Below are 25,226 nucleotides of genomic sequence, written 5' to 3'. Positions count from 1 at the left end.
ACGGACTGGAAAGGAGATGCACATGACTGAAGATAGATTAACCCATCTCAAGCAGCTAGAAGCTGAAAGTATTCATATTATTCGTGAAGTTGCAGCCGAATTTGAAAACCCTGTCATGCTTTACTCAATTGGTAAAGACTCGGCGGTCATGCTGCATCTGGCACTGAAAGCGTTTTATCCTGCAAAATTGCCATTTCCATTATTGCATGTTGATACAGGCTGGAAATTTAAGGACATGATTGCCTTTCGTGACAACATGGCTAAAACCCATGGTTTTGATTTGATCGTACATCAAAACAAGGAAGGTCGTGACGCAGGCATCAACCCCTTTGATCATGGTAGCTCGAAATACACCGATATCATGAAAACTCAAGGCTTAAAACAAGCTTTGGATAAATATCAGTTTGATGCAGCGTTTGGCGGCGCGCGCCGTGACGAAGAAAAATCACGTGCAAAAGAGCGTGTTTACTCTTTCCGTGACACTAAACATCGCTGGGATCCAAAAAATCAGCGTCCAGAACTTTGGAATCTTTATAACGGTAAAGTCAATAAAGGCGAAAGTATTCGTGTCTTTCCATTGTCGAACTGGACTGAGCTGGATATCTGGCAATATATCTATCTTGAAAATATTCAAATCGTACCGCTCTATTTCTCTGCGGTGCGTCCTGTGGTTGAGCGTAGTGGTACCTTAATCATGGTGGATGATGAACGCATGCGCCTAAAAGAAGGCGAAGTTCCACAAATGAAATCAGTTCGTTTCCGTACCCTTGGCTGTTACCCGTTGACGGGTGCGGTGGAATCTGAGGCAGATACTTTGCCTGAGATTATTCAGGAAATGCTTTTGGCCACAAGTTCAGAACGTCAGGGTCGTATGATTGACCATGATGAAGCGGGCTCAATGGAAAAGAAAAAGCAGGAAGGTTATTTCTAAGCAGCTTTATTGAACGTTTGGAAAAGATTTCAGAATTTGTGGAGTTAGAGCATGTCTCACCAGTCAGATCTTATTAGCCAAGACATTTTGGCGTATTTAAACCAGCACGAAAATAAAGATTTATTGCGTTTTTTGACCTGCGGTAATGTCGATGATGGTAAAAGTACCCTCATTGGTCGCTTACTTTATGATTCAAAATTGATCTATGAAGATCAATTACAAGCGGTCACCCGCGACAGTAAAAAAGTCGGTACGACAGGCGATGCACCTGATTTGGCATTGTTGGTAGATGGCTTGCAGGCTGAACGTGAGCAGGGTATTACCATTGATGTGGCTTATCGTTATTTCTCAACAGAAAAACGTAAGTTTATCATTGCCGATACTCCGGGACATGAACAATACACGCGTAACATGGCGACAGGGGCTTCAACTGCCGATCTTGCGATTATTTTGATTGATGCGCGTTATGGTGTGCAAACTCAAACGCGTCGTCATAGCTTTATTGCAAGCTTGCTCGGGATCAAAAATATCGTGGTCGCGATTAATAAAATGGACTTGGTTGAGTTTTCAGAAGCACGTTTCAATGAAATTCAGGTTGAATACGATGCATTTGTGAGCCAACTGGGTGATCGACGTCCTGAAAATATTTTGTTTGTCCCAATTTCCGCCTTAAATGGTGATAATGTCGTCAATCCATCGGCAAGTACGCCGTGGTACAAGGGTCAAACCTTGATGAGCATTTTGGAATCGGTGGAAATTAAACGCGAATCCAATAAACATGAGTTCCGTTTCCCTGTTCAATATGTCAATCGTCCAAATCTTGATTTCCGTGGTTTTGCTGGAACAATTGCATTGGGTGAAATCAATGTCGGTGATGAAATTGTGGCATTACCATCAGGCAAAAAATCGACGGTGAAAGAGATTGTGACCTTTGATGGCAATCTTGATCAAGCCATTGCTGGTCAAGCTGTTACCTTGACTTTAAATGATGAAATTGACATCTCGCGCGGTAACGTATTAGTACGTGCAGGTGAGCAACCACTGATTTCACGTTCGGTACGTGCTTCTGTGGTGTGGATGACTGAACATCCGCTAGTTAAAGGCAAACTATACAACGTCAAAATTGGTACGCAAACTGTTCCAGCCAAAGTGACTGCGATTAATTACCGTGTCAATGTGAATACGCTTGAGCACACTCAGGTTGAAGAGCTTGAGCTGAATGCAATTGCTGATGTGACGGTTGAATTTGATGCGCCCGTGGTGTTTGATCGTTATCAGGACTCACGTTATACAGGTTCATTTATCTTCATCGACCGTTTAAGTAATGTGACTGTCGGCGCGGGCATGGTTGAGGCTGCGGTTGAATGGACGGCGAGCAATAACCCAGTAACTGCTGAAGATCGTGCAGCACGTTTGGGTCAAAAACCTGCGGTGATTGGTGTGTCAGCACAAGTCCTTGAACAATCACAAGCGCTTGAAAGTTTGTTGATCCAACAAGGGGTTGTTGCAATTGCAAAAGTAGACTTAAGCCTTGAACAGATTCACTTAATGCGTGAAACAGGTGTGGTTGTGATTACCACTGTCAGCGAAGCGACAGATGCGGATGTTACGGCTGAAACTGTAGAAGATGTCGTTGATCAAGTGGTAGAGTTGGTTCGTTTATAATCGATTACGTTCAACAAAAAAGACCCGCAAAATAAATTGCGGGTTTTTTTATTGAAAAAATTTATTTTAAATCATGCTCACCAATGGAAAAACACCAAATACCAATGCGCTGCCCATGAGGACGCAACAGGTCACAAATGCCCATTTCAATGTGAACTTTTGATGATCGGCAAATTCCACAGCGGCTAAACCACAAAGTAAATACGTGGATGGTACTAATGGAGAAAGCAGATGAATCGGTTGACCAATAATCGATGCACGAGCAATTTCAACAGGTTCAATGCCATAATGCGTTGCTGCTTCGGCCAAGATCGGCAAAACTCCGAAATAGAAAGCATCATTGGACATAAAAAAAGTCAGTGGCATACTGAGTACACCTGTTATCGGTGCCATATAAGGCCCCATGCTTTCAGGAATAAGCGTCACAAATTGTTTTGACATGGCTTCTACCATCCCTGTTCCAGTCAGGATTCCTGTAAAAACACCTGCCGCAAAAATGACACCTACGACTGCAAGGACACTATCTGCATGCATTGCAATACGTTTTTTCTGCATATTTAAATCGGGATAATTCACAATCAATGCAATACAGAATCCAAGCATGAAAAGTATAGGCATCGGTAAAATTCCTTTGACTAATGAAGCCATTAGTACAATTGTCAAAATACCGTTAAACCAACGTAAATGCGGGCGTTGCGCATCTGGATCTTTCGAGATGGTCAGGTTATCTGCATGGCTAATATCATCAATAGTAATGACACCTAAGCGTTTGCGTTCATACTTTCCATACAAATAGGCCAGAAAAAATAACCATGCAATAGCGATGAGCATTGATGGAATCATTGGAATAAAAACGTGACTGGCATCAACTTGTAAAGCACTGGCTGCTCGTGCTGTAGGGCCACCCCAAGGAGTAAGATTCATAACGCCACTAGACAATAACATAAGACAAGTCATGACCAGTGGATTCATACCAATACGTTTATAAAGTGGCATCATGGCTGCGACACAGATCATATAGGTAGTTGAGCCATCGCCATCCAAAGAAACGGTTAAGGTTAAAAAAACAGTACCTAATGTAATTTTAAGTGGATCTCCTTTGACCATTTTCAAAATCCATTTGATAGATGGATCAAATAATCCTGAATCAATCATTAAGGCAAAATACATAATTGCAAATAGCAACATCACGCCTGTTGGGGCAAGTTTTTTAATGCCTTCGAGCATGGTTTCGCCGAGCATTGAAACTTCAATATGACTTAGGCTGTCGATATGGAATCCAAGTCCCCAACCGATCAGTGCAAAAATAACGGGAATGAGAATAAGTGCGACCATTGCACTCAGACGTTTTGTCATGATCAAATACATAAAACACATGATCATGCTAATACCTAAAAAAGTAAGCATAAAACCAATCCTTAGCCCAAAAAATTATTATTAATGAAATACGCTTTTTACTTGAGTAGAAAGCGAATCTATATTTATTATTTATTCTAAAAAATGCAATTATAGAATATATTTGTACGACTAAAGTCTATATTGGTTGGGGTCGTTACTCAGATACCGATATTACGGCATATCATGTTACTTGAAAAAGCATGCCTAAACATGTAGTGAATCTGTCATCGATTTTTTATTTAAATTCCACTTCAGCATCATGTTTATGCGACAATGGCACTTTCATTTTTTTTAAGGACTCCCATGACAGACCAATCTCACGAATCGTTAACAGATATCGAAATTTTAGATATTTTAAAGTCAATGAAGAAAGATGAGCTTGATGTTGAAGCGAAAGAGATGATTCGTAATGGGGGAAAAGCAGGTCGACAAGAAGCACATAAACAAGCACTGGTCGCATTAAACAAAAATTTTGAAGAAAAATTTGTAGAAGCAGTCACATTGGCATTGGGATTGAATCCTGCTCAAGCAAAGAAAATTCGTTATAAAAAAGACCGCATTCGCATATTAAAAGCACATGGAATTGATTATCTAGCTGTGGATGGTGCAGAAACAGCACAAGTCTTGGCGCAAGTTGCCCAAGCCATTACGCTTGAAGATGGCGTTGTCACGAAAGATTTGCATGATATTTTCCCATTCTGGAAAGAAGGTTGGCCAATGGTTCAGTTTGATAATGCCTACAAAATTTTATCTGAAGATATTCACTTACATTATCAAGCCTTGCTTGATCAACTGATCAAATAATAAGGCGGGAATAGCACTTTCCCTGTTCGCTCGTATCTTGCTAATGATGCCTCTTAATGGGGCATTTTTTATATCTATCTGATCATTTCATCAATGATATTTCCAAGAGTCTGGCCGTTCTTTAAGTGTGCCTTTAATTATTATTGTATTTTAAGTTGTTAATTTAAAAATAATTATTATCTTTTTAAATTTAAGTATTACAAAAAAATAAAAAAGTATTACTAATTTGGCATGTGCTTTGCTTCTTAAGAATTAACACAGAAAGTGGTCTAGGGTTCCGATGTTGTTTTTGTCAACATGACTGGTCCGAGAGATCACGGTTCGTAAGAACTACACGGAGGGATAAAAGCCCGGGAGATTTGCTGAATTAATCCGATAAGGAGTTGTTATGAACGCTGTACATTATCACGACCAAAACATACTTTGGAATGAGTCACTGCCTAAGGGGCATCATTGGTCAGGTCGTTTGCAAAAAGGCACAGTTCTACAAATTACTTCACTCGGTGCAAATGCCAATCTTTCACTTTATCTGGTTAATGCGGCGGAAAAGCTGGAACGCTTTAATATGCCAGATAGTTTAAAGGCACAACACACCGCATTTTTAACACAAGGGCATGTCCTGTATTCCGATTTGGGTCGGGTTATGGCTTCAATTGTACATGACGACCATGGTTGGAATGACGTGCTTTGTGGTCCAAGTACAGCTGCACAGATTGAACAGCATTATGGTATTCAGACTTTTCAGGATGCGCGTAATGAGATGTATCAAAATGGTCTGGACAGTTTATTGGTTGAAATGACCAAGTTTGGTCTAGCTCAACAGGATTTGACTGCAACCCTGAATTTATTTTCAAAAGTTACTCCCAATGACGTTGGAGAATTATCATATATAAAAACTGATAATACTCAGCAAGTGATTGAATTACGTTTTGAAATGGATTGTCTAATTTTTCTCTCCAATACACCGCATGGACTGGATGAATCAGAACATTATAAACCTGCCGATCTTGAGCTGAAATTATTTAAAGCATTGCCTTTGGCGGAGCAAGACATTTGCCGTGATTCCTGTCCGCAAAATCAGCGCGGTTTTCAAAACAATCAGCGTTATTTTGCTTTGACCGCTTAAATGGAGAGATCAGTCATGAATACATTATCAAATTTTGAAAAAGTAGTTTTGAATGAAATTTGCCCAGCAGGTGAGTCATGGATGGGCGAAGTCAAAAAAGGGCAGTATTTTCGTATTGTAGATTTAGAAGGAAATCAGGCCGTTGATACTTTATTTATCAGCGCGGAAAATCCTGATGAACGTTATAGCGCTACTGATACTTTAGCTCAAAACAAACAGGTTTATCTTGAAAAAGGATCGGTCCTGTATACCAATCAAGGACGCGCGATTGCCACTATTCATGATGATAACTGTGGTCGTCACGATACTTTAGGCGGTGCATGTTCCTGCGAAAGTAATACCGTGCGTTATGCGCATGATAAATACCCGATGCATAGCTGTCGTAATAATTTTATGTATGCGTTGGCCAAGCATCCAATTGCACACAAACACGGACTAAATGTTCGACATATTGGTCCCAATATTAATTTCTTTATGAATGTACCTGTGACTCCAGAGGGGCATTTGAAATTTGATGATGGAATTTCTGCGCCGGGTAAATATGTGGAAATTAAAGCTGAAATGGATTTGATCGTATTGATTTCAAATTGTCCACAATTAAATAACCCATGCAATGCTTATAACCCAACTCAAATCCAGTTGCTAGTACGCGAAGCAGGAGAGGTCTGATATGTTTAATAAAGTCCTGATTGCTAACCGTGGTGCAATTGCTTGTCGTGTGATTCGTACCTTAAAAAAATTGGGTATCCAGTCGGTTGCGGTTTATTCAGAAGCGGATCGAGATTCCTTACATGTCACTTTAGCCGATGAAGCAATCTGTATCGGTGCTGCGCCTGCCAGTCAAAGCTATTTAAATATTGAAAAAATACTGGAAGTCGCACAGGCGACAGGTGCACAAGCCATTCATCCGGGTTATGGATTTTTATCGGAAAATGCCCAATTTTGTGATTTGTGTGAGCAACAGGGAATCGCATTTATTGGACCGACTTCTCAACAAATGCGTGAATTTGGTCTCAAACATACCGCACGTGAGTTGGCGATTCAGAGCAATGTGCCATTATTGCCCGGTAGTCAGCTTTTGGCAGATGAAGCTGAAGCTATTTTAGAAGCTGCGCGTATTGGCTATCCGGTGATGCTGAAAAGTACCGCAGGCGGTGGTGGTATTGGTATGCGTCTGGTTTGGAATGAAGCTGAGCTTCAAGACGCTTATGCCACGGTGTCTTACTTGGCACAAGCCAATTTTAAAGATGCAGGATTGTATCTGGAAAAGTTTGTACAAAATGCGCGGCATATTGAAGTGCAGATTTTTGGTGATGGCAAAGGACAAGTCTTGGCACTTGGAGAGCGCGATTGTTCTGTACAGCGTCGTAACCAGAAAGTGATTGAAGAAACACCTGCACCGCATTTAAGTGACGAACAGCGTCAATACATTCAACAGGTTGCAATTCAACTCATGCAATCGATTCAATACCGTTCGGCTGGAACGGTTGAATTTGTCATGGATACCGATACCCAAGAATTTTACTTTCTGGAAGTGAATACTCGGCTACAGGTTGAGCATGGTGTGACTGAGCAAGTCTATGGGGTTGATCTGGTCGAATGGATGGTCACTTTAGCCAGTGGGGACTGGACTGCACCTACACAGGCATTAACGTCTACAGGCCATTCGATACAAGTACGATTATATGCTGAAGATCCAATCAAAAACTTTCAACCTAGTGCAGGTTTATTGACCTCAGTCAGATTTGATCCTACTTCGCGGGTAGAGACTTGGGTTGAAACGGGTTCAAATGTTTCTTCATTTTATGACCCGATGATTGCCAAAATTATTGTGACCGCAGATGATCGTGAACAAGCCATTGCAGCTATGCAAAGCAGTTTGGCGCATACCGAAGTCGCAGGAATTGAAACCAATTTAGAATATTTACAAAATATTATTGCAGGTGAAGTATTTCAAGCAGGCACACAAACCACACGCTTTTTGAATAGCTTTAGCTGGAAGACTGAAAAAATCGAAGTTTTGCAGGCAGGCATTCAAACTGCAATACAAGATGTAACAGGGCGTTTGGGCTATTGGGATGTCGGTGTGCCACCATCGGGTGCGATTGATCCTTTAAGTTTAAATATTGCCAACCAATTACTGGGCAATCCATTTAATACCGCAGGTCTGGAATGTACTTTGCAAGGGCCAAGCCTGAAATTCCACTGTGATAGCCAGATTGTGATTACAGGCGGTGACATGTCTGTAACTCTGGATGGCGAGCCTGTTGCGATGTGGCAAACTGTTCAGGTAAGCAAAGGTCAGATTCTTAAATGTGGCAAAATTAGTACAGGCTGTCGGAGTTATATTGGCGTAAAAGGTGGCTTTGCTGTACCTGAATATCTGGGCAGTCAAGCGACATTTACACTCGGTCAGTTTGGTGGTCATGCTGGACGTAATTTACTCATTGGCGATATGTTGCCAATCCATGCGTTTAGTTCAAATTACTCTTCCGCCTTAACCATTGAGCAAATTCCAGCGTTTCAATCCAGTTGGGAAATTGCAGTGATGTATGGCCCACATGGCGCACCAGATTTCTTTACGCCTCAAGATATAGACACTTTCTTTCAGCATGAGTTTGAAATTCATTATAACTCTAGCCGTACAGGCATTCGTTTAATCGGGCCACAGCCAGAATGGGCACGTGAAGATGGCGGTGAGGCAGGCTTGCATCCATCCAATATTCATGACAATGCCTATGCCATTGGAGCAATTGACTTTACCGGTGATATGCCCATTATTTTAGGGCCTGATGGTCCAAGTTTAGGGGGCTTCGTTTGCCCAGCAGTCGTCATTCACTCTGAACTTTGGAAATTAGGTCAGCTTAAAGCAGGCGACAAGGTCAAGTTTATCCCTGTCAGTTATGCACAAGCACAAAGATTAAATGAAGCGCATGAGTCGATGCTTAAATCGACAGAGATCACTCAAATTAACTATCAAGCGGATTTTTCAGCAGAAGTTAATACGCTGAAAGATGCAGTGCTGGCGCGTTTGGCAGGAGATGAAACACGACCTGCGGTGACCTATCGACCTGCGGGTAATCATTATCTGCTGGTCGAATATGGCGATTTGGTGCTTGATCTGAATTTGCGTTTTCGAATCCACGCCTTAATGCAGTGGGTGAAAGATCAGCATATTCAAGGGATTATTGACCTGACTCCGGGGATTCGTTCCTTACAAATTCACTTTGATTCGGCTGTGTTAGATCAACTCGTATTGTTGCGCCAACTACAGCAAGCTGAAACGCAACTACCTGATATTGAAAATATGCAGGTGCCTTCACGTACGGTGTATTTACCATTGGCATGGGAAGACTCCCAAACTCAATTGGCCACAGAAAAGTACACACAACTGGTGCGCCCTGATGCGCCGTGGTGTCCTGATAATATTGAGTTTATTCGACGTATTAATGGTTTGGAGTCCAAACAAGCAGTAAAAGATGTGGTGTATAACGCCCGTTATCTGGTCATGGGTTTGGGTGATGTTTATTTAGGCGCACCTGTTGCTACACCACTCGATCCACGTCAGCGTTTAGTCACCACCAAATATAATCCCGCCCGTACATGGACACCTGAAAATGCGGTCGGTATTGGCGGTGCTTATATGTGTGTTTATGGCATGGAAGGGCCAGGAGGCTATCAGTTTGTGGGTCGGACGACACAAATGTGGAGCCGTTATCGCCAAAATGCCAATTTTGAACAGGGTAAACCGTGGCTTCTGCGTTTCTTTGATCAGATTCGTTTTTATGAGGTTTCTGAAACTGAATTAATGCAAATGCGTGAAGACTTTAAAGCGGGTCGCTTACAGTTACGCATTGAAGAGGGTGTGCTGAATTTGAAGGAATACAATGCATTTTTAACCGAACATGCAAGTAGTATTCAGGATTTTAAATCGGTACAACAAGCGAACTTTGAAGCCGAACGTCGCCGTTGGCACGAAGCAGGATTGGCAGAATATGTATCTGAAAGTCTGGATAGTGTCGATGATAGCGATGCTGTTACTATTCCTGAAGGTGGTTGTGTGGTGGAATCCCATATGCCAGGTTCAATCTGGAAAATCGAATGTCAAAGTGGCGATGTAGTTGAAGAGGGTGAAACCCTTGCAGTGATTGAAGCCATGAAAATTGAAATTCCGATTTTGGCGCCGGAACGCATGAAAGTGGATTCTATCATTATTGAAAAAGGTCAAACGGTAAAAACAGGTCAGGCATTATTTACGCTCGCACCGATCGTTGAGTAAACTTTTTTTCTCTTTTTGCCCTGACCATCGGTCAGGGTTTTTTTTGCCCAATTTTTAAGCATTTTAATGGTCTGCTTTTAACTTTGCACCAAGAGATGACTTTTGTATGAAAACAAATAGCAGATTACAAGCAACTAGATACATTACTCTTTTATTTGCTTTATTACTTTAATTAAATATTTGATTTTTATTTAAATAATTCGATATAAAAATAGGAGGGAGTCAATTTATGAGTTGGCACAGTTCATGCATCATTTTGGTAATACAAAATTTAAATTTGGTAATACTAAAGGAGTGCCGATCATGTTGGTAAAATCTCAAGCTGCAAAAGCACGACCTGCATGGAAAACCTTTTTAGTTGAACTATTAACGGTTCGGGCGGGTTTATATATTTCCCAAACAACAGATGTTCAAGTGAACAAAAGAGGTCATCTTGGCTAAACCTAAATTAACCCGAATCAGCATTACTGTTCCAGAAAACACCGTTGAGGCATTAGACCAAAAAATTGTAGAAGAACACTACGAGAGTCGTTCTCAAGCCATTGTGGATATGATCAATCGGCATTTGATTGATCATTATACCAGTGAAAATTCAGTCATGGTAGGAACACTGACACTACTTTACCGACGTGATGCAGGCAATATTCGGGTTCAATTGAGTGATTTACAACATCAGTTTTTAGAACAAGTGATTAGCTCGCTACATATTCAGTTAGATGAACAAAAAATATTGGAAGTGATGCTGTTACAAGGCAAAAGCAACGCATTAAAACAGATTAGTCAACAGTTTACAGCCTTAAAAGGGGTAATCAAAGGGCATCTGGAACTGATGGATGCTGTCATGCCGCCTTTACAGCAAAATGAATAGGAGTTTTAGCAGTGCAACATTTATCGACATTACAGGATTGGCAAACTGCCTATGCTCAAGGGCGATTTAAACTGAATGATTTATATGATTACGTCAGTACAATCTGTAATGATGATCATGCATGGATTGAAATTGCGTCCAAGCAACAGCTTGAGACACAAATCGAATCATTAGAAAATCAGGATTCTGCACAACTCCCTTTGTACGGTATTCCATTTGCAGTCAAAGATAATATTGATGTTGCAGGTTTTCATACCACCGCAGCCTGCAAAGAAGCTGCTTACTTAGCTCAAGTCGATGCAACGGTTGTTGCCAAACTCAAAGCTGCGGGTGCGATTGTCATTGGAAAGACCAATCTGGATCAGTTCGCGACAGGCTTGGTGGGTGTGCGTTCACCTTATGGTGCAGTAAAAAATAGTTTTAATCCTGAATATATCAGTGGGGGTTCAAGTTCTGGCTCATCGGTCGTGGTTGCCAAAAGCCTTGTTCCTTTTGCTTTAGGAACAGATACCGCAGGTTCTGGTCGTGTGCCGGCTGGACATAATAATATTGTGGGGCTCAAACCTACCAAAGGCTGGTTTTCAAACACAGGTTTAATTCCTGCTTGTCGTACCCTTGATGTGATTTCCATTTTTGCACTCACTGTCGATGATGCATGGACCGTTGCTCAAATTATGCAAGGTTTTGATGAAACAGATGCCTATTCACGCGCGCATCCTGAAAATGTGCCTGTAGCATTTTCATTAGGCAAAATTGCTATACCAGCACAACTTGAGTTTTATGGTGATGAACTCAGTCGTCAAGCTTTTGATGTCGCTATAGAACGAGTCAAAGCCTTAGGTTGTCAAGTAGAAGCCATTGATTTTACAGTTTTTAATCAACTTGCCAGTGCTTTATACAATCGTTCATGGGTGGCTGAACGAACCGTTGCTGTTGAAAAGAAAGTGACAAGAGAACAGGCACATCCTGTTGTCCGCAACATTATTGCCCAAGCAGATCAATTTTCTGCGACAGATGTGATGCAGGATGAATATGATCGAGCCAAAATGGCACGTGAGATTCAGCAAAGTTTAGCCAATTTTGACGCATTAATGGTACCGACAGCGCCTACCATTTATACCATTTTGGAGGTCGAAGCTGACCCGATGGTTAAAAATAGTCACATGGGAGCGTATACCAATTTTGTCAATTTTGCTGACTTAAGTGCTTTGGCATTACCCAATCTCATTCGTGCCGATGGTTTACCTTCAGGGGTCACTTTTATTGCCAGAGCTTGGCATGATCAGGCTTTAGCACGTTTTGGGCAAATCTGGCAGCAACAAACACATCTCACTTTAGGTACGACTGATCAATCGTATCAACCGTATTCGAACATTGAGTCTTCACATTCAGTCAAGTTAGCGGTAGTTGGCGCACATTTAACAGGAATGCCACTCAATTTTCAGCTCACGACACGAGATGCGGTGTTACTCAAAAAAACGCAGACTGCGCCAAACTATCAACTGTTTGCACTGAGTAATACCACACCACCAAAGCCGGGCTTGCAATATTGCGAGCAAGGACAAGCCATTGAGGTCGAGGTCTGGGAAGTCCCGATGGCGTTATTTGGAAAAATTGTGGCTGAAGTTCCTGCACCGCTCGGGATTGGCAATATTCAACTTGCCGATGGGACATGGGTCAAAGGTTTTATCTGTGAAGGATATGCGATTCAAAGTGCCAAAGACATTAGTCATTTCGGTGGATGGCGAGCTTATATTCAATCACTTCAAAATCAATCAACATCAACATGTTAATCTTGTTTTAAAGGGGATAGGTCATGATTCGTACAGTTGCATCTCTTTCTTTTTCTGTCATGCTCGCTATGGCTTTAACCGGCTGTGATAACAGTGCAAAAGTACCACAGGCACAAGCAGAACAGGATAAACCAACATCCACAACAACGCCTGTCATCACGATTGGCTACAGTGACTGGCCTGGCTGGGTTGCTTGGCAAGTCGCCATTGAAAAAGGCTGGCTCAAAGAGGCTGGTCTGAATGTCGAATTTAAATGGTTTGATTATTCTTCATCACTCTCAGCTTTTGCCGCCAACCAATTGGATGCAGTCTTGGTGACCAATGGAGATAATTTGGTGACTGCCGCCGGCGGGACCAAAGGCATCATGATTATGGCGACGGATTATTCTGCTGGCAATGATGTCATTATTGCAAAATCAGGGATTAACACCATTCAAGATTTAAAAGGCAAATCAGTTGCTACTGAAAAAGGTCTGGTGGATCATTTATTATTATCAACGGCTCTGGATGATGCCAAAATTCCACTTTCGGATATTAAGCTGGTCAATTCAGTCACCAACGAATTACCGCAAGTCTTTGCAAGTCCTGATGTTTCTGCCATTGCGGTTTGGCAACCCGTTGCCAATCAGGCTTTAAAATCAGTCGCAGGTTCCAAAATTATTTATACATCAAAAGATAAGCCAGGTTTAATTTACGATACGCTTTCAGTCAACATGAGTCATTTGTCTACCCATAAAGAAGAATGGAAAAAAATGATTCAGGTCTGGGACAAAACCGTAAAATATATTAATGATCCTGCCACCCATGCCGAGGCGGTAAAAATTATGGCGAATCGTGTCGGGGTCGATCCTGCACAATATGAACAGTTTGTAGGTGGCACACATTTGCTGGATTTAGATGCGAACAAAAAAGTATTTACCAAAGGACAGGGCTTTGATTCAATTTATGGCTCTACTTACCATGTAAATAAATTCAATGTCACTAATGGCGTATATAAAACCGAAATAGATGCAGATGGTTTGATTTATCCTGATTTAGTTCAAGGTTTGAAATAAGTTATGGAGAGAGCTGTATGAAAAAATACAGCTTTTTTGTAGTGATAATTTTTCTCTGGGATGTAAATAAACCATGATGCGTACTATGAGCTTTGCGACTTCGGTCGTATTTGGCTTGTTATTAACTGCTTGTGATAACACAGCTAAAATACCTGATACAAAAACAGACGCTGCTGTAAGTACAGCAGCCAGTAAACCTCTGATTATTCCTTACAATGAGTTTCCAAGTTCGATGGTCTGGCAATTAGCAATTGAAAAAGGCTGGATTAAAGAAAGCGGTGTAAATGTAAAATTTGAATATTTTGGGGATTATGTTGCTGGAATAGAAGCATTTTTAGCGAAAAAGCTAGATGCTAACATTGTCGCCAATGGGGATAATTTTATGTTGTCATCGGGGGGTACAAAAGGCATGATCATTCTTGCTATGGATTACTCCTCAGGTACAGACGTGATTATAGCTAAACCCGGTATACATTCTCTTGAAGATTTGAAAGGAAAAACGGTTGCTTTTGAAAAAGGTTTAGTCAGTAACTTACTTTTTGACACAGCAGTTGAAGACAGTCATCTTTCTAAGAAAGATTTTAAAATTATGAATGCCTCAACGTCACAATTATCACAGGTATTTGTGAGTCCAGAGGTTTCTGCTGTTGTGTTATGGCAACCAATGGCAAACCAAGCCTTGAAAGCAGTTTCAGGATCAAGTGTAATTTACTCTTCTAAAGAGAAACCAGGATTAATATACGACACATTATCTGTTGATATGCAAAGTTTACAGACCCGTCGAGATGATTGGAAAAAACTTATAGTTGTTTGGGATAAGGCTGTTAACTACTTAAATGATCCGAAAACAAAAAACGATGCAATTGCAATCATGGCAAAAAAAGCAGGAATTCCAGTTGATGAATTTACTAAAATGGTAGATGGCGTACATATTTTAACATTGGCAGAAAATAAGAAATTAATGCAAAAGAGCAATGAGCTTAGTTCTTTATATGGCTCTTCATATAATGTGAACCAATTTAATTTGGATAATAAAGTTTATGAAAAAACGGTAGATGTAGACAGCTTAATATATCCTGATTTAGTACAAGAGTTACCCTAAAACAGATATCACCAAGTTCTGTTGTATAAATAAAAAGGGAGGAAATAATCCTCCTTATAAACATTATGCCATGATTCTCGCTTTGAAAGTATCATCTATAAAATGATTTTGAGTTTATATACTCAAGACTGTTGCATAAATAATGATGTCTGAATATTAAATGAAATTTATATTTATGCAACAAAGTAGCTTATATGCTGTTTTAATTGATATTAGCTTACGGATATTGCCCAAAGTTTTTCGATATCATGAGCTGAAATCCATACAAGAGGACCTTGGGAGCAGACAGCACCACTTCCTGAAGTAATTCTATGTTGATAAATCTTTTCTATTGCTAAAGTGTGGCAATCAATTTGAATCAATAAAACTTGAGTTGTTCTTACCCAAATTTTGCCATGACTAATATGGATATCACCGCCGTCTCCTTTAGTTTCATCAGGAAGTATAATGGTGTCAACCACACGATTAAGTCGGGGGTCTATTTTACTTACTGTTCCATCAGTCTGATTAAGCGTCCAAATTGCACCACAACCGAAAGCAAGAAAAACAGGATTTCGACCTACTAGAATTTGTGAGTGTGGAGTCAAATTATGAGGATCAATACGTTGTATAGAATTCAGCTTTTGATTACTCAGCCACAGTGCACCATCGCCATAACAAAGGTTATAGGATTTGGGAGAAACCTCAATTTTCTTAATTACTTGATTGGATCGTGGATCAATAAGGCTTAATTCACTTTCAGCGGATATGATCCAGACACCTTCAGGAGATGCTGCGAGACTGAATTCACCTGTGTGATCACCTAAACCAGTAGCTATAATTGCTAAAACTGCACCCGTTTCAGGATCAATTTTGTAAATAGATTGTTCGGTTAGACTGGCAACCCAAACAGCACAGAATGCAAATACAGGAATACCTACGGCTTGTGGAACAACCACTTCATATAAAGGGAATTTACTCTGTGAATTAAAGCACTGCACAACATTTTTGCTGGGGTTGGTAATCCATATAGCTTGACCATTTGATGTTATAAAATCGGCAAAGCCTGCTACAGAATACGAGCAGATAGCAATCTGCTCAATCTCGATAATTAAAGGCGTGATATTCATTGTCATGGTCATTTATTCTGTTGGGGTTGAACCTTCTTTGAGATGTTTTCCAAAGGTCACATGATTGCCAGCCAAAACAATTTCACCATCTCTAACCATACGTTTCATATAGCGAAAGGCTTTTGCACTGACCTCGAATAGATGCTGGCCTGCTTTTAAAGGCGGATATTTTTCACGACTTTCTGGGGTAGAGAATTGAGGTAATGGTTCAATAATTACATCGTAGTCGCAGGCAAAAAATAAAGGAAAAGAGTAACGTTCTTCTTTTACCTTGCGGACACGATGAGAAGTCGCAATAAAACGTCCACCACTTAAAGCTTCAGTCATATCACCTATATTAACAACTAAGGCATCCTCGATGGGTGGGGCATCAATCCATACCCCTTCAGAGTTCATTACTTCCAATCCTGCTGTAGTGGGTTTTAAAATCGTGAAGAGCTCCATATCTGTATGTGCACCAAAACCGAGGTGATCTTCAGCTGTTGGATTATAAGCATAATGTAAAAGTCTTAATTGAGATGTGGGCTTGTTGACTAATTTATTGAGATCATTTGGATTTAATCCCAAAGCAAGTTCAAAAGCTCTTAATAGCACGCGTCCCAAAGCAATTGCTTTTTCGTAATAGGCACTTACATCTTGTCTAAAATCGGGTAAATCCACCCAGATATTAGAACCGTGCATGGGTTTATTGGCTAAAACATCAGGATCATTTTCAGGAAGATCCCAACTCAAATCAAAAGCTTCTTTGTTATCATCTGGGCTTACTTCATCAATAGGACCTTCGCCTTCTTCACCTGCAGGGACATAGCCTCGATGTTTGATACCAAAGTGACCAGCATAATATTTCATTTTTTCTTCAGAACTTAATGAAAAAAAAGCTTTAGCCTGCTTGAGTAGTTTTTCGAAATTCTCATTGGGAATCTGATGACCAATAATATAAAAGAAACCAACAGTCTCAGCTGCATGTCCAAGTTTGTGAGCGACTTGCTGTTGTTTTTCAAAATCATTAGTGTAAAGATCGCTGATATCAATAACAGGTATGTGATCAAATGCTTTTGGATTCTCTGAAATCATTATTTTACTCCGGATAGCTGGTCGTCCAGCAAAGAAGTTATTGCACGTCAGGTCGTCCCAACGGCATTGCGATTATTTTTGATGGCTGACCTGAGTCATACGTGGAATCTCAGGTAAATTCTGTAAGGCTGGATCAACATGTTCTTCTTCCTGTGCATGTACCAGTTCATCGACATGTGCCCGTAACTGTTTAAATTCTGGCGTGTTCATCAGTTCAGGAGTCCGTGGACGCGGCAGACGAACTTCAATGATTTCCCTGACTTCACCTGGATTGGCTTTCAATACCACAATTCGATCAGCCAATAAAATGGCCTCATCCATATCGTGCGTGACAAATAAAATCGTAATATTAATGTTTTGCCATAAATCCATTAAATGTTTTTGCATTTTTTGACGAGTATAGGGATCAAGTGCACCAAAAGGTTCATCCATTAACAGCATTTTAGGTTCATTCACCAATGCACGGGCAATTGCTACACGTTGTTTCATACCGCCAGAAAGCTGATGCGGGCATTGATTCTCATATTTTTCCAAACCAATAATGTTAATCCATTCACGTGCAGCTGACTCCGCGGCAGCTCGACTTGCACCACGCATTAATGGCCCAAACATGACATTTTCTTTCACGGTTTTCCACGGAAATAGAGTATAGCCCTGAAACACCATACCTCGTTCGGGGCAAGGCCCCTCGACACGTTCACCATCCACTAAAACTTGACCGCTGCTATAGTCATCCAGTCCGGCAACGATACGACTTAAAGTCGATTTACCACAGCCAGACGGCCCGATCACACAGACGAATTCGCGTTTATGAATCTGTAAATTAATATGATCAAGCACCGTTCTTGTCATTTTTCCATGTTGGAAGTTTTGACAAAGATCTTGAGTCTCCAGAATCACAGGACGTTGATACAAGTCTTGAAAATAACGATCCGCATCGAAGCTTTCAGTTGTCATCATGCTCTTGCTCCTGTTTTCCATTTAAATAAATGTTGTCCAATTTTCATTAAAATGACATCGGTTAATAAACCAATCACCCCAATGATCAAAATTGCTGCATACACATTGTCAAAGTTTTGATAGCGCGCTTGTTGAGTAATAAACCATGTAATGCCAGAGGTTGTACCGATTAATTCTGAGACAATCAAATAGGTCCATGCCCAACCCAGTAACACTCTTAAATCACGATAAATATCGGGCAAAGCAGCTGGAATCACCACATGCATCAGGCTTTTAAATTTGTTAGTGCCTAAGGTATAGCCCGCTTCGATCAAACCACGATCGACCATGCGAGTGGTATTGGCAATAATCAGAATTTGTTGAAATAAAGTACCAATCACGATAATCGCGATTTTGGGTGCGTCATTTATACCTAAAATAGCAACGACCAATGCACCAAATGCAGGCGCAGGCAAATACCGAAAAAACTCCACAAAAGGTTCAGTCAGTCTGGAAATTATCGGAGAGAAACCACACAAAATACCCAGTGGAATACCAATCAATGACGAGATAAAAAAAGCGGTAAAAACAATTTTAATACTGTGCCATAAGCTCTGATGCAACCATGGACTGTCAGGTTGAGCAGGTGGTGTCGTAAAAGAAGTCACTAAAGCTTTCGCCACTTCATGCGGGGCAGGTAAATAGATAGGATTGACCAGTTTCCCTTGGGGTGGCTGCTGATTTTGATTCACTGCATTTTGAGCCTCCTGATAAAAAAATTGTTTATCAATTCGACTTCCCACTTGTAAATATGAAACACTTCCTGAGTCAGTGATTTGTACCTGTGGATGCCAGATAAAAGGCAAATAACTGACACAGCACCAGATCAATATGGGAATCAGGAAAGAACCCACACCCAAGAGTAATTTTTTTCTTCTGGAAAGAGGTGCATTCATCTCATCTCGCCTTAGTATTACAGAAACTAAAAAAAGTAATACTTAAGATTAAGCAATATAAATGCCAAATTCAGAACAAGTGGGTATTTTTATAAAAAAATGATTTATGTGTTTGATTTTTAATTATTAAATTAGAGGCTATTAATTTTGTAATTATTCTTAGTCATTATTTGAATAAAAAAAGAAGCAGGATTTTAATGTCCTGCCAAATTTTAGAGCAAACTATAAACAATGTGCTTAGTTAAAGCGCAAAATCATGGAGTCAAAAATAAACCTAGTGTTTGTTTCGCGTAAATTAGTTTTCAATTAAGTTTTGATCTTCGAGTTTTTCCAGAATTCGGGTCACCAATAACTGGTCAATTTTATAATGATCGACATCGACCACTTCAAATTTAAAACCAGAAAACTCAACGGTATCGGCAGGACGTGGAATTTTACGCAATTGATACATCATAAATCCAGCAAGAGTTTCGTAGTTTTCTTCATCGGGCATTTCATCAATTTCAAGCGCATGCTTCAGATCTTCAATCGGGGTACTTCCATCAATCAACCACGAATTATTATCCCGTTTAATAATCTGTTGGTCTTCTTCAATAGGCGTAACCCAATCACCCATCACGGTAATCATAATATCGCTCAAGGTAATGACACCAACGACTAAGGCATATTCATTAATCACCACGGCAAATTTTTCTTTGGTTGAACGAAAACGATCCAGTACCTCAGAAAGTGTCAGCGTGTCAGGAATAGTCAACACAGTTCGAATGGTATTTTCTTTGAGCTGAATTAAAGACTGACTATTTAAAATCCGTACCAGAATATCTTTGGCATCGACATAACCAATGACCTGATCAATATTTTCATTACAGACTAAAAACTTAGAGTAAGGATATTCTGCCAGTTTTAGACGAATACTTTCATCAGATTCATTAATGGTAAAGTACACGATGTTTTCACGTGTGGTCATGCTTGAAGGAACTGTACGTTCTTCAAGCTCAAACACGTTTTCAATAAAATGATGTTCCTGTTTTTGTAACACACCTGCTTGAGCACCTGCCTCCATCACGGCTGAAATATCATCGAAGGTAATATTGTCATCACGTGTGGTATTCACTTTAAATAAGCGAAACAACAAATTGGCAATCGCGTTAATGATCCATGCCAATGGCTTACAGATTTTAATAAAAATTTGAATCGGATTAATCACCGAAACTGCAATTTTTTCAGGTGCAATCATGGCCAGACGCTTCGGCATCAGATCGGCAAATAAAATAAAGAGTGAAGTCACAAAGGTAAATGAGAGTACGAAACCAATGGTTTGTGTCCAAGGACCATCATAAAAGCGATGGACCAGTTCGACAAAAAAGGGGCGAAATGCTGCTTCACCTAAAATACCGCCTAAAATCGCGACAGCATTCAGTCCAATTTGAGACGCAGCAAAAAAATCTGCCGATTGATGTTGAAGGTCGAGGACCTTCTGGGCACGTTCATCACCTGACTCAGCTAGAATTTTAAGCTTTACTTTACGCGCACCAGCCAGCGCAATTTCAGTCAAAGATAAAAAACCCGCAGCGACAATCAGCATGGCAATAATGATGACGTTCTGAAAGAGGCTCACAGTTCACCTGTAATATTCGTTATTATGAGAAAGTGGTCGCACAACAAAAAGCATGAGGTAGTCTAAACTACCTGCATACAAAAATGAGTATAAGCTTGAAAACTGAAGAATTTAACAAAAATTTATTTTAATAATGCGAAAACTGCGAATTATTTGTTAAAAACTCACGATTTTCTTCTTCAATCATCTGTCTCGCCACAAATAAAATCAGTTGGCGTAACCAGCGATGAGCAGGGTGATGATGTAATAAAGGACACCATGCCATTTTGAGTTCAAACTCTGGAATATAAAATGGAGGATCTTTAATTAATAATTTGGGATTACTAGCTTGTAAACGAGCCATACGTGTCGGCAGGGTAGCAACCAAATCCACATTTTGAGCCAACAAAGCTGGCATTTGATAATGACGAGTAAACACAGAGATTTTACGCTTTTGACCAATTCGTTCCAAAGCTTGATCAATCCAGCCTAAACCTGCCTGTTTATCAGGGTTAATGCCAAAACCAACACCCATGCCTGTTTTTGACACCCAAATGTGTTGTGCATCCAAATAGTTTTTCAGGTTTAGATGTTGGCCAGCAGGATGTTTGTCATTGAGTAAGCAACTAAAACTATCACGCCATACAAGAACCTGATGGAAACTTTGCGGGATTTCGTTAAAACGATTAATCGCAAGATCGACTTTACCTTGTTCCATGTCACGATAAGACACATCACTTGGGGTAAGAAAGTCTAATACAACATTCGGTGCTTCAGAACGTAAAGCCTTGACTAAACGGGGAACAAGAGTAGCTTCAGCATAATCTGAGGTCATAATCCGAAACACACGATTACTGGTATACGGACGAAACTCAGTACGTGGCTCTAAAATCATGGAAAGATCAGAAAGGGCATCACGAATACGCGGCTGGAGTTCAAGCGCACGTTCGGTCGGAGTCATACCTTCTGATGAACGAATGAGAAGTGGATCATTGAATAAATTGCGAAGCCTACGCAAAATATTACTCATAGCGGGTTGAGTAACACCTAATTGTTCAGCAGCACGAGTGACATTTTTTTCGCGAAGCAGTACATCAAGATAAATTAAGAGATTAAGATCGACCCGCTCCAGATTCATAAAAAAAATACCGAAAATAAAATCATGAAATTGTGGTTAATTATGCCATACTTAAATAGATTTGTGTGAAAATCCGCTGAAAAAAACAGCAGTTCTAAACCTCTAATTTAAACTGAACATGATGAAGAATGATTGAAAAATAACAATCAAAAATTCTGTAACAGTTCTGATAAATGCGTTGAAAAATTGATTTGATCAAATATAGGCATTTCTAATTTGTCATTATATTAAGTGGTATCCGCGCTTGCATTGGCAAGTTTTGACTATTTACACAGTGCAGGTGATGAATAAATTTGCATTAAGACTCAAGTCGAATAGATCAAAAAGCCACTTCATTTGTTCAAATTAAACAATTTCACTAATCTTGAATAAATTTTTAATTGATTAAAATCAAATAATTAATATTTTGACATATAATTATAATACGACTTTAATCTATATATTTTTTAAAAAAATACCGAAAATTAATCGAGGATATTGGATTAATTTTTTGACTCAGACTAAGCTGTGTGCATATTGATGAAGTGGCTGAATTTTAGTCGAGTCAAATAAACATGACAGTTCAGCATGACATCTTTTCGATGAAATCCTAAAAAGGAATATATCATGACATATCAATCAGCTCTTGAGCACGTACGTGCCGTAAAAAATAAATTAGGTGGCACATGGGATGCAATCCGTCCTGAAGACGCTGCTCGCATGATCGTTCAAAACCGTTTCCATACAGGTTTGGACATCGCTAAATATACAGCTGCTATCATGCGTAAAGATATGGCTGAATATGATGCTGACTCAAGCAGCTATACTCAATCTTTAGGTTGCTGGCATGGTTTCATCGCGCAACAAAAAATGATTGCGAACAAAAAATATTTCGGCACAACCAACAAGCGTTATATCTACCTTTCTGGTTGGATGGTTGCTGCACTTCGTTCAGAATTTGGTCCACTTCCTGACCAATCTATGCACGAAAAAACTGCTGTGCCTAAATTAATCGCTGAAATCTATACATTCTTACGTCAAGCTGACGCAAAAGAATTAAACGATTTGTTCCGTGCATTACAAAAAGCGGAAGCGGCTGGTGATTCTGCAAAAGTGAAAGAAATCGAAGCATCTATCGATAACTTCGAAACTCACGTTGTGCCAATCATTGCCGACATCGATGCTGGTTTTGGTAACGAAGAAGCAACTTATTTGTTGACTAAACAAATGATCGAAGCGGGTGCTTGTGCAATCCAAATCGAAAACCAAGTTTCTGACGCGAAACAATGTGGTCACCAAGCGGGTAAAGTAACAGTTCCGCACGAAGACTTCCTTGCAAAAATCAATGCTGTACGTTATGCATTCCTTGAGCTTGGTGTTGACGAAGGTGTGATCGTTGCACGTACTGACTCTGAAGGCGCAGACTTGACTCAAAAGATCCCTGTATCTAAAGAGAAAGGTGACTTGGCTTCTCAATACATCAGCTACTTAGATACTCAAGAAATTGATATCGCTGATGCTCAAGAAGACGAAATCCTAATCAAACGTGATGGCAAATTACACCGTCCAACTCGTTTAGCTTCTGGTCTTTATCAGTTCCGTGAAGGTACTCAACACGACCGCGTTGTACTTGACTGTGTAACAAGCCTTCAAAACGGTGCGGACATGATCTGGATCGAAACTCCAACTCCAGACGTTGCTGGTATTGCTGGTTTCGTAAATGACATCAAAAAACAAGTTCCAAATGCAAAACTTGTTTATAACAACTCACCATCATTCAACTGGACGTTAAACTTCCGTCAACAGGCGTATGATCGTTGGGCTGCTGAAGGTAAAGACGTTTCAGCTTATGACCGCGCTAAATTAATGAGCGCTGAGTACGATAACTCTGAATTAGCTGCTGATGCTGATGAAAAAATCCGTACTTTCCAAGCTGATGCTGCACGTGAAGCAGGTGTGTTCCACCACTTGATCACACTTCCGACTTACCACACTGCTGCTCTTTCTACACATGAGCTTGCTAAAGGTTACTTCGGTGAAGAAGGTATGTTGGCTTATGTTGCTGGCGTACAACGTAAAGAAATCCGCGGTGGTATCGCATGTGTTAAACACCAAGCAATGGCTGGTTCTGACATCGGTGATGACCATAAAGAAATCTTTGCTGGTGAACAAGCGCTTAAAGCGGGTGACGCAAGCAAAAACACCATGAACCAATTCGCTCACTAAGACGAATGGTTTTGAAAAACCCTGCGCAAGCAGGGTTTTTTTTGATTCGAACAAATGTCTTTAATCATTAAATAAAATTAAAGCATGAAGCGACTCAAGCGTTGCTGAATGATCTGTTGTGCTTCAGTCATAATATTTTGAATTAAGCTATTACATGTTGGAATGTCATGAATCAACCCTAAAACTTGTCCAGCAGAAAGTAAACCTGCATCGACATCGCCTGTTTCTAAGGCTACACGACCTTTTGCACCAGCCACATAAGGACGAATTTCTTCGAACTGAATATCAGGTTTTTTACCGAGTTCAACCACCAAATCCGAAACACTATTTTTAGCCACCCGAGTGGTGTTACGAAAATTTCTAAAAATTAAATTGGTCGAACGTTCATCCTGATTTAAATAATACTGCTTAATTTTTTCATGAATGGGTGCTTCTTGCGTCATACAAAAACGAGTTCCCATATTGATGCCTTCTGCCCCTAGTGCTAACGCTGCCACTAAACCGCGACCATCAGCAAAACCGCCACTGGCAATGAGTGGAATCTTGACTTGATCTGCTGCGGCAGGAATTAAGATTAAACCGGGAATATCATCTTCACCTGGGTGTCCAGCGCATTCAAAACCATCTATTGAAATGATATCTGCACCCATGCGCTCAGCAGACAGGGCATGACGTACCGACGTACATTTATGTAACACGGTAATATTATGCTTTTTTAAATCTTCAATGTGTTCGTGCGGTTTATTGCCTGCAGTTTCGACAATTTTAATACCACTTTCAATAATTGCCTGACGATATTCGGCATAGGGTGGGGGATTAATCGCGGGTAAAAAGGTGAGATTCACCGCAAAAGGTTTGTCTGTCATATCACGACATCGCTGAATTTCCTTGACTAGATCTTCTGGTGTTGGTTGTGTCAGTGCCGTCAATATACCTAAGCCCCCGGCATTGGAAACGGCGCTCGCCAATTCTGCACGACCTACCCACATCATTCCTCCTTGAACAATCGGATATTCAATACCCAGTAATTCTGTTACACGCGTTTTCATGGCAAACGATCCTTATTCATTATTAGGTTTAAATGGTCGTCTGATTTTACTATAGAGTTTTATTTTTTGTAGTTAAAATTAGTTTTTTAGAAATTTTATTCCGTTATGCGGTATTTTTAAAAATACCAATCCCTGAGG

Annotated in this window: 20 protein-coding genes and 1 riboswitch; of the genes, 12 read left to right on the top strand and 8 right to left on the bottom strand. The window is 40.3% G+C overall.

What is annotated here, in order from left to right:
• Positions 1 to 22 precede the first annotated feature (22 nt).
• Together cysD and cysN are read left to right on the top strand one after the other, a co-directional pair.
• A complete protein-coding gene (gene cysD / locus E0D95_RS01280) occupies positions 23 to 931 on the top strand; it encodes a sulfate adenylyltransferase subunit CysD (protein WP_171478525.1) in 909 nt (302 codons plus the stop codon).
• A 51-nt stretch (positions 932 to 982) separates the two neighbouring features.
• Positions 983 to 2,596: a sulfate adenylyltransferase subunit CysN gene (cysN, locus tag E0D95_RS01275; protein ID WP_130802176.1), complete on the top strand. Its 1,614-nt coding sequence runs from the start codon at positions 983 to 985 to the stop codon at positions 2,594 to 2,596.
• Between the two features lie 66 nt (positions 2,597 to 2,662).
• Here cysN and E0D95_RS01270 read toward each other — a convergent pair whose 3' ends face one another.
• Positions 2,663 to 4,003, bottom strand: a complete 1,341-nt coding sequence (locus E0D95_RS01270; RefSeq protein ID WP_130802175.1) for a CitMHS family transporter — start codon at positions 4,001 to 4,003, stop codon at positions 2,663 to 2,665.
• 294 nt (positions 4,004 to 4,297) lie between these two features.
• On the opposite strand from E0D95_RS01270, the gene E0D95_RS01265 reads away from it, so the two are divergent.
• From E0D95_RS01265 to E0D95_RS01230, 9 genes are all read left to right on the top strand, one after another.
• Positions 4,298 to 4,798, top strand: a complete 501-nt coding sequence (locus E0D95_RS01265) for a hypothetical protein (RefSeq protein WP_130802174.1) — start codon at positions 4,298 to 4,300, stop codon at positions 4,796 to 4,798.
• A gap of 258 nt (positions 4,799 to 5,056) precedes the next feature.
• A riboswitch (guanidine-I (ykkC/yxkD leader) is annotated at positions 5,057 to 5,157 on the top strand.
• A 29-nt stretch (positions 5,158 to 5,186) separates the two neighbouring features.
• The gene (locus tag E0D95_RS01260) at positions 5,187 to 5,924 is read left to right on the top strand and encodes an urea amidolyase associated protein UAAP1 (RefSeq protein ID WP_130802173.1); all 738 of its coding nucleotides are present in this window, start codon (positions 5,187 to 5,189) and stop codon (positions 5,922 to 5,924) included.
• A gap of 15 nt (positions 5,925 to 5,939) precedes the next feature.
• Positions 5,940 to 6,593 carry an urea amidolyase associated protein UAAP2 gene (locus E0D95_RS01255; protein WP_130802172.1) on the top strand — a complete coding sequence of 218 codons (654 nt, stop codon included), beginning with the start codon at positions 5,940 to 5,942 and terminating at the stop codon, positions 6,591 to 6,593.
• Between the two features lies 1 nt (position 6,594).
• Positions 6,595 to 10,203 carry an urea carboxylase gene (gene uca, locus E0D95_RS01250; protein WP_130802171.1) on the top strand — a complete coding sequence of 1,203 codons (3,609 nt, stop codon included), beginning with the start codon at positions 6,595 to 6,597 and terminating at the stop codon, positions 10,201 to 10,203.
• A 303-nt stretch (positions 10,204 to 10,506) separates the two neighbouring features.
• Positions 10,507 to 10,644 (top strand): hypothetical protein, encoded by a 138-nt coding sequence (locus E0D95_RS15640; RefSeq protein ID WP_165443224.1) that lies wholly within the window; start codon positions 10,507 to 10,509, stop codon positions 10,642 to 10,644.
• On the top strand, positions 10,634 to 11,071 hold the full coding sequence (locus E0D95_RS01245; protein WP_130802170.1) for a CopG family ribbon-helix-helix protein: 438 nt from the start codon (positions 10,634 to 10,636) through the stop codon (positions 11,069 to 11,071). Before E0D95_RS15640 ends, E0D95_RS01245 begins: the two co-directional genes overlap by 11 nt.
• A gap of 11 nt (positions 11,072 to 11,082) precedes the next feature.
• A complete protein-coding gene (gene atzF / locus E0D95_RS01240) occupies positions 11,083 to 12,864 on the top strand; it encodes an allophanate hydrolase (protein ID WP_130802169.1) in 1,782 nt (593 codons plus the stop codon).
• Between the two features lie 23 nt (positions 12,865 to 12,887).
• On the top strand, positions 12,888 to 13,919 hold the full coding sequence (locus E0D95_RS01235) for an ABC transporter substrate-binding protein (protein ID WP_130802168.1): 1,032 nt from the start codon (positions 12,888 to 12,890) through the stop codon (positions 13,917 to 13,919).
• Between the two features lie 73 nt (positions 13,920 to 13,992).
• Complete coding sequence (locus E0D95_RS01230; protein WP_130802167.1) at positions 13,993 to 15,021, top strand: ABC transporter substrate-binding protein; 1,029 nt, start codon at positions 13,993 to 13,995, stop codon at positions 15,019 to 15,021.
• 212 nt (positions 15,022 to 15,233) lie between these two features.
• Here E0D95_RS01230 and E0D95_RS01225 read toward each other — a convergent pair whose 3' ends face one another.
• The 6 genes from E0D95_RS01225 to E0D95_RS01200 all read right to left on the bottom strand — a co-directional run bounded on the left by E0D95_RS01225 (position 15,234) and on the right by E0D95_RS01200 (position 21,834).
• Entirely contained in the window at positions 15,234 to 16,130 is an 897-nt protein-coding gene (locus E0D95_RS01225; RefSeq protein WP_228258816.1) for a Vgb family protein, read from the bottom strand.
• A gap of 12 nt (positions 16,131 to 16,142) precedes the next feature.
• Positions 16,143 to 17,204 (bottom strand): isopenicillin N synthase family dioxygenase, encoded by a 1,062-nt coding sequence (locus E0D95_RS01220; protein ID WP_130802165.1) that lies wholly within the window; start codon positions 17,202 to 17,204, stop codon positions 16,143 to 16,145.
• A 72-nt stretch (positions 17,205 to 17,276) separates the two neighbouring features.
• On the bottom strand, positions 17,277 to 18,161 hold the full coding sequence (locus E0D95_RS01215) for an ABC transporter ATP-binding protein (RefSeq protein ID WP_130804813.1): 885 nt from the start codon (positions 18,159 to 18,161) through the stop codon (positions 17,277 to 17,279).
• Positions 18,161 to 19,099, bottom strand: coding sequence for an ABC transporter permease (locus E0D95_RS01210; protein ID WP_130802164.1), 939 nt, complete (start codon positions 19,097 to 19,099; stop codon positions 18,161 to 18,163). The genes E0D95_RS01215 and E0D95_RS01210 overlap by 1 nt, the downstream gene beginning before the upstream one ends.
• Before the next feature lie 295 nt (positions 19,100 to 19,394).
• A complete protein-coding gene (locus E0D95_RS01205) occupies positions 19,395 to 20,717 on the bottom strand; it encodes a polyamine export protein PaeA (RefSeq protein ID WP_130802163.1) in 1,323 nt (440 codons plus the stop codon).
• A gap of 127 nt (positions 20,718 to 20,844) precedes the next feature.
• Entirely contained in the window at positions 20,845 to 21,834 is a 990-nt protein-coding gene (locus E0D95_RS01200) for a LysR family transcriptional regulator (protein ID WP_130802162.1), read from the bottom strand.
• Positions 21,835 to 22,440: 606 nt separating this feature from the next.
• On the opposite strand from E0D95_RS01200, the gene E0D95_RS01195 reads away from it, so the two are divergent.
• On the top strand, positions 22,441 to 24,039 hold the full coding sequence (locus tag E0D95_RS01195) for an isocitrate lyase (RefSeq protein ID WP_431830729.1): 1,599 nt from the start codon (positions 22,441 to 22,443) through the stop codon (positions 24,037 to 24,039).
• A gap of 77 nt (positions 24,040 to 24,116) precedes the next feature.
• Here the strand turns inward: E0D95_RS01195 and E0D95_RS01190 are convergent, their stop codons facing one another.
• Positions 24,117 to 25,088 (bottom strand): NAD(P)H-dependent flavin oxidoreductase, encoded by a 972-nt coding sequence (locus tag E0D95_RS01190; RefSeq protein WP_130802160.1) that lies wholly within the window; start codon positions 25,086 to 25,088, stop codon positions 24,117 to 24,119.
• Positions 25,089 to 25,226: the final 138 nt, after the last annotated feature.

The organism is Acinetobacter ihumii, assembly GCF_900625095.1.
Taxonomy (GTDB): domain Bacteria; phylum Pseudomonadota; class Gammaproteobacteria; order Pseudomonadales; family Moraxellaceae; genus Acinetobacter; species Acinetobacter ihumii.
This window is presented reverse-complemented; position numbering and strand designations above follow the sequence as displayed.

Coding starts and splice junctions, on each gene's coding strand:
- E0D95_RS01190 (WP_130802160.1), bottom strand. CDS start 25,088: ATGAAAACGCGTGTAACAGAATTACTGGGTATTGAATATCCGATTGTT.
- cysN (WP_130802176.1), top strand. CDS start 983: ATGTCTCACCAGTCAGATCTTATTAGCCAAGACATTTTGGCGTATTTA.
- E0D95_RS01210 (WP_130802164.1), bottom strand. CDS start 19,099: ATGAATGCACCTCTTTCCAGAAGAAAAAAATTACTCTTGGGTGTGGGT.
- E0D95_RS01225 (WP_228258816.1), bottom strand. CDS start 16,130: ATGAATATCACGCCTTTAATTATCGAGATTGAGCAGATTGCTATCTGC.
- E0D95_RS15640 (WP_165443224.1), top strand. CDS start 10,507: ATGTTGGTAAAATCTCAAGCTGCAAAAGCACGACCTGCATGGAAAACC.
- E0D95_RS01200 (WP_130802162.1), bottom strand. CDS start 21,834: ATGAATCTGGAGCGGGTCGATCTTAATCTCTTAATTTATCTTGATGTA.
- E0D95_RS01265 (WP_130802174.1), top strand. CDS start 4,298: ATGACAGACCAATCTCACGAATCGTTAACAGATATCGAAATTTTAGAT.
- E0D95_RS01195 (WP_431830729.1), top strand. CDS start 22,441: ATGACATATCAATCAGCTCTTGAGCACGTACGTGCCGTAAAAAATAAA.
- uca (WP_130802171.1), top strand. CDS start 6,595: ATGTTTAATAAAGTCCTGATTGCTAACCGTGGTGCAATTGCTTGTCGT.
- E0D95_RS01220 (WP_130802165.1), bottom strand. CDS start 17,204: ATGATTTCAGAGAATCCAAAAGCATTTGATCACATACCTGTTATTGAT.
- E0D95_RS01270 (WP_130802175.1), bottom strand. CDS start 4,003: ATGCTTACTTTTTTAGGTATTAGCATGATCATGTGTTTTATGTATTTG.
- cysD (WP_171478525.1), top strand. CDS start 23: ATGACTGAAGATAGATTAACCCATCTCAAGCAGCTAGAAGCTGAAAGT.
- E0D95_RS01255 (WP_130802172.1), top strand. CDS start 5,940: ATGAATACATTATCAAATTTTGAAAAAGTAGTTTTGAATGAAATTTGC.
- E0D95_RS01260 (WP_130802173.1), top strand. CDS start 5,187: ATGAACGCTGTACATTATCACGACCAAAACATACTTTGGAATGAGTCA.
- E0D95_RS01215 (WP_130804813.1), bottom strand. CDS start 18,161: ATGACAACTGAAAGCTTCGATGCGGATCGTTATTTTCAAGACTTGTAT.
- E0D95_RS01235 (WP_130802168.1), top strand. CDS start 12,888: ATGATTCGTACAGTTGCATCTCTTTCTTTTTCTGTCATGCTCGCTATG.
- E0D95_RS01230 (WP_130802167.1), top strand. CDS start 13,993: ATGATGCGTACTATGAGCTTTGCGACTTCGGTCGTATTTGGCTTGTTA.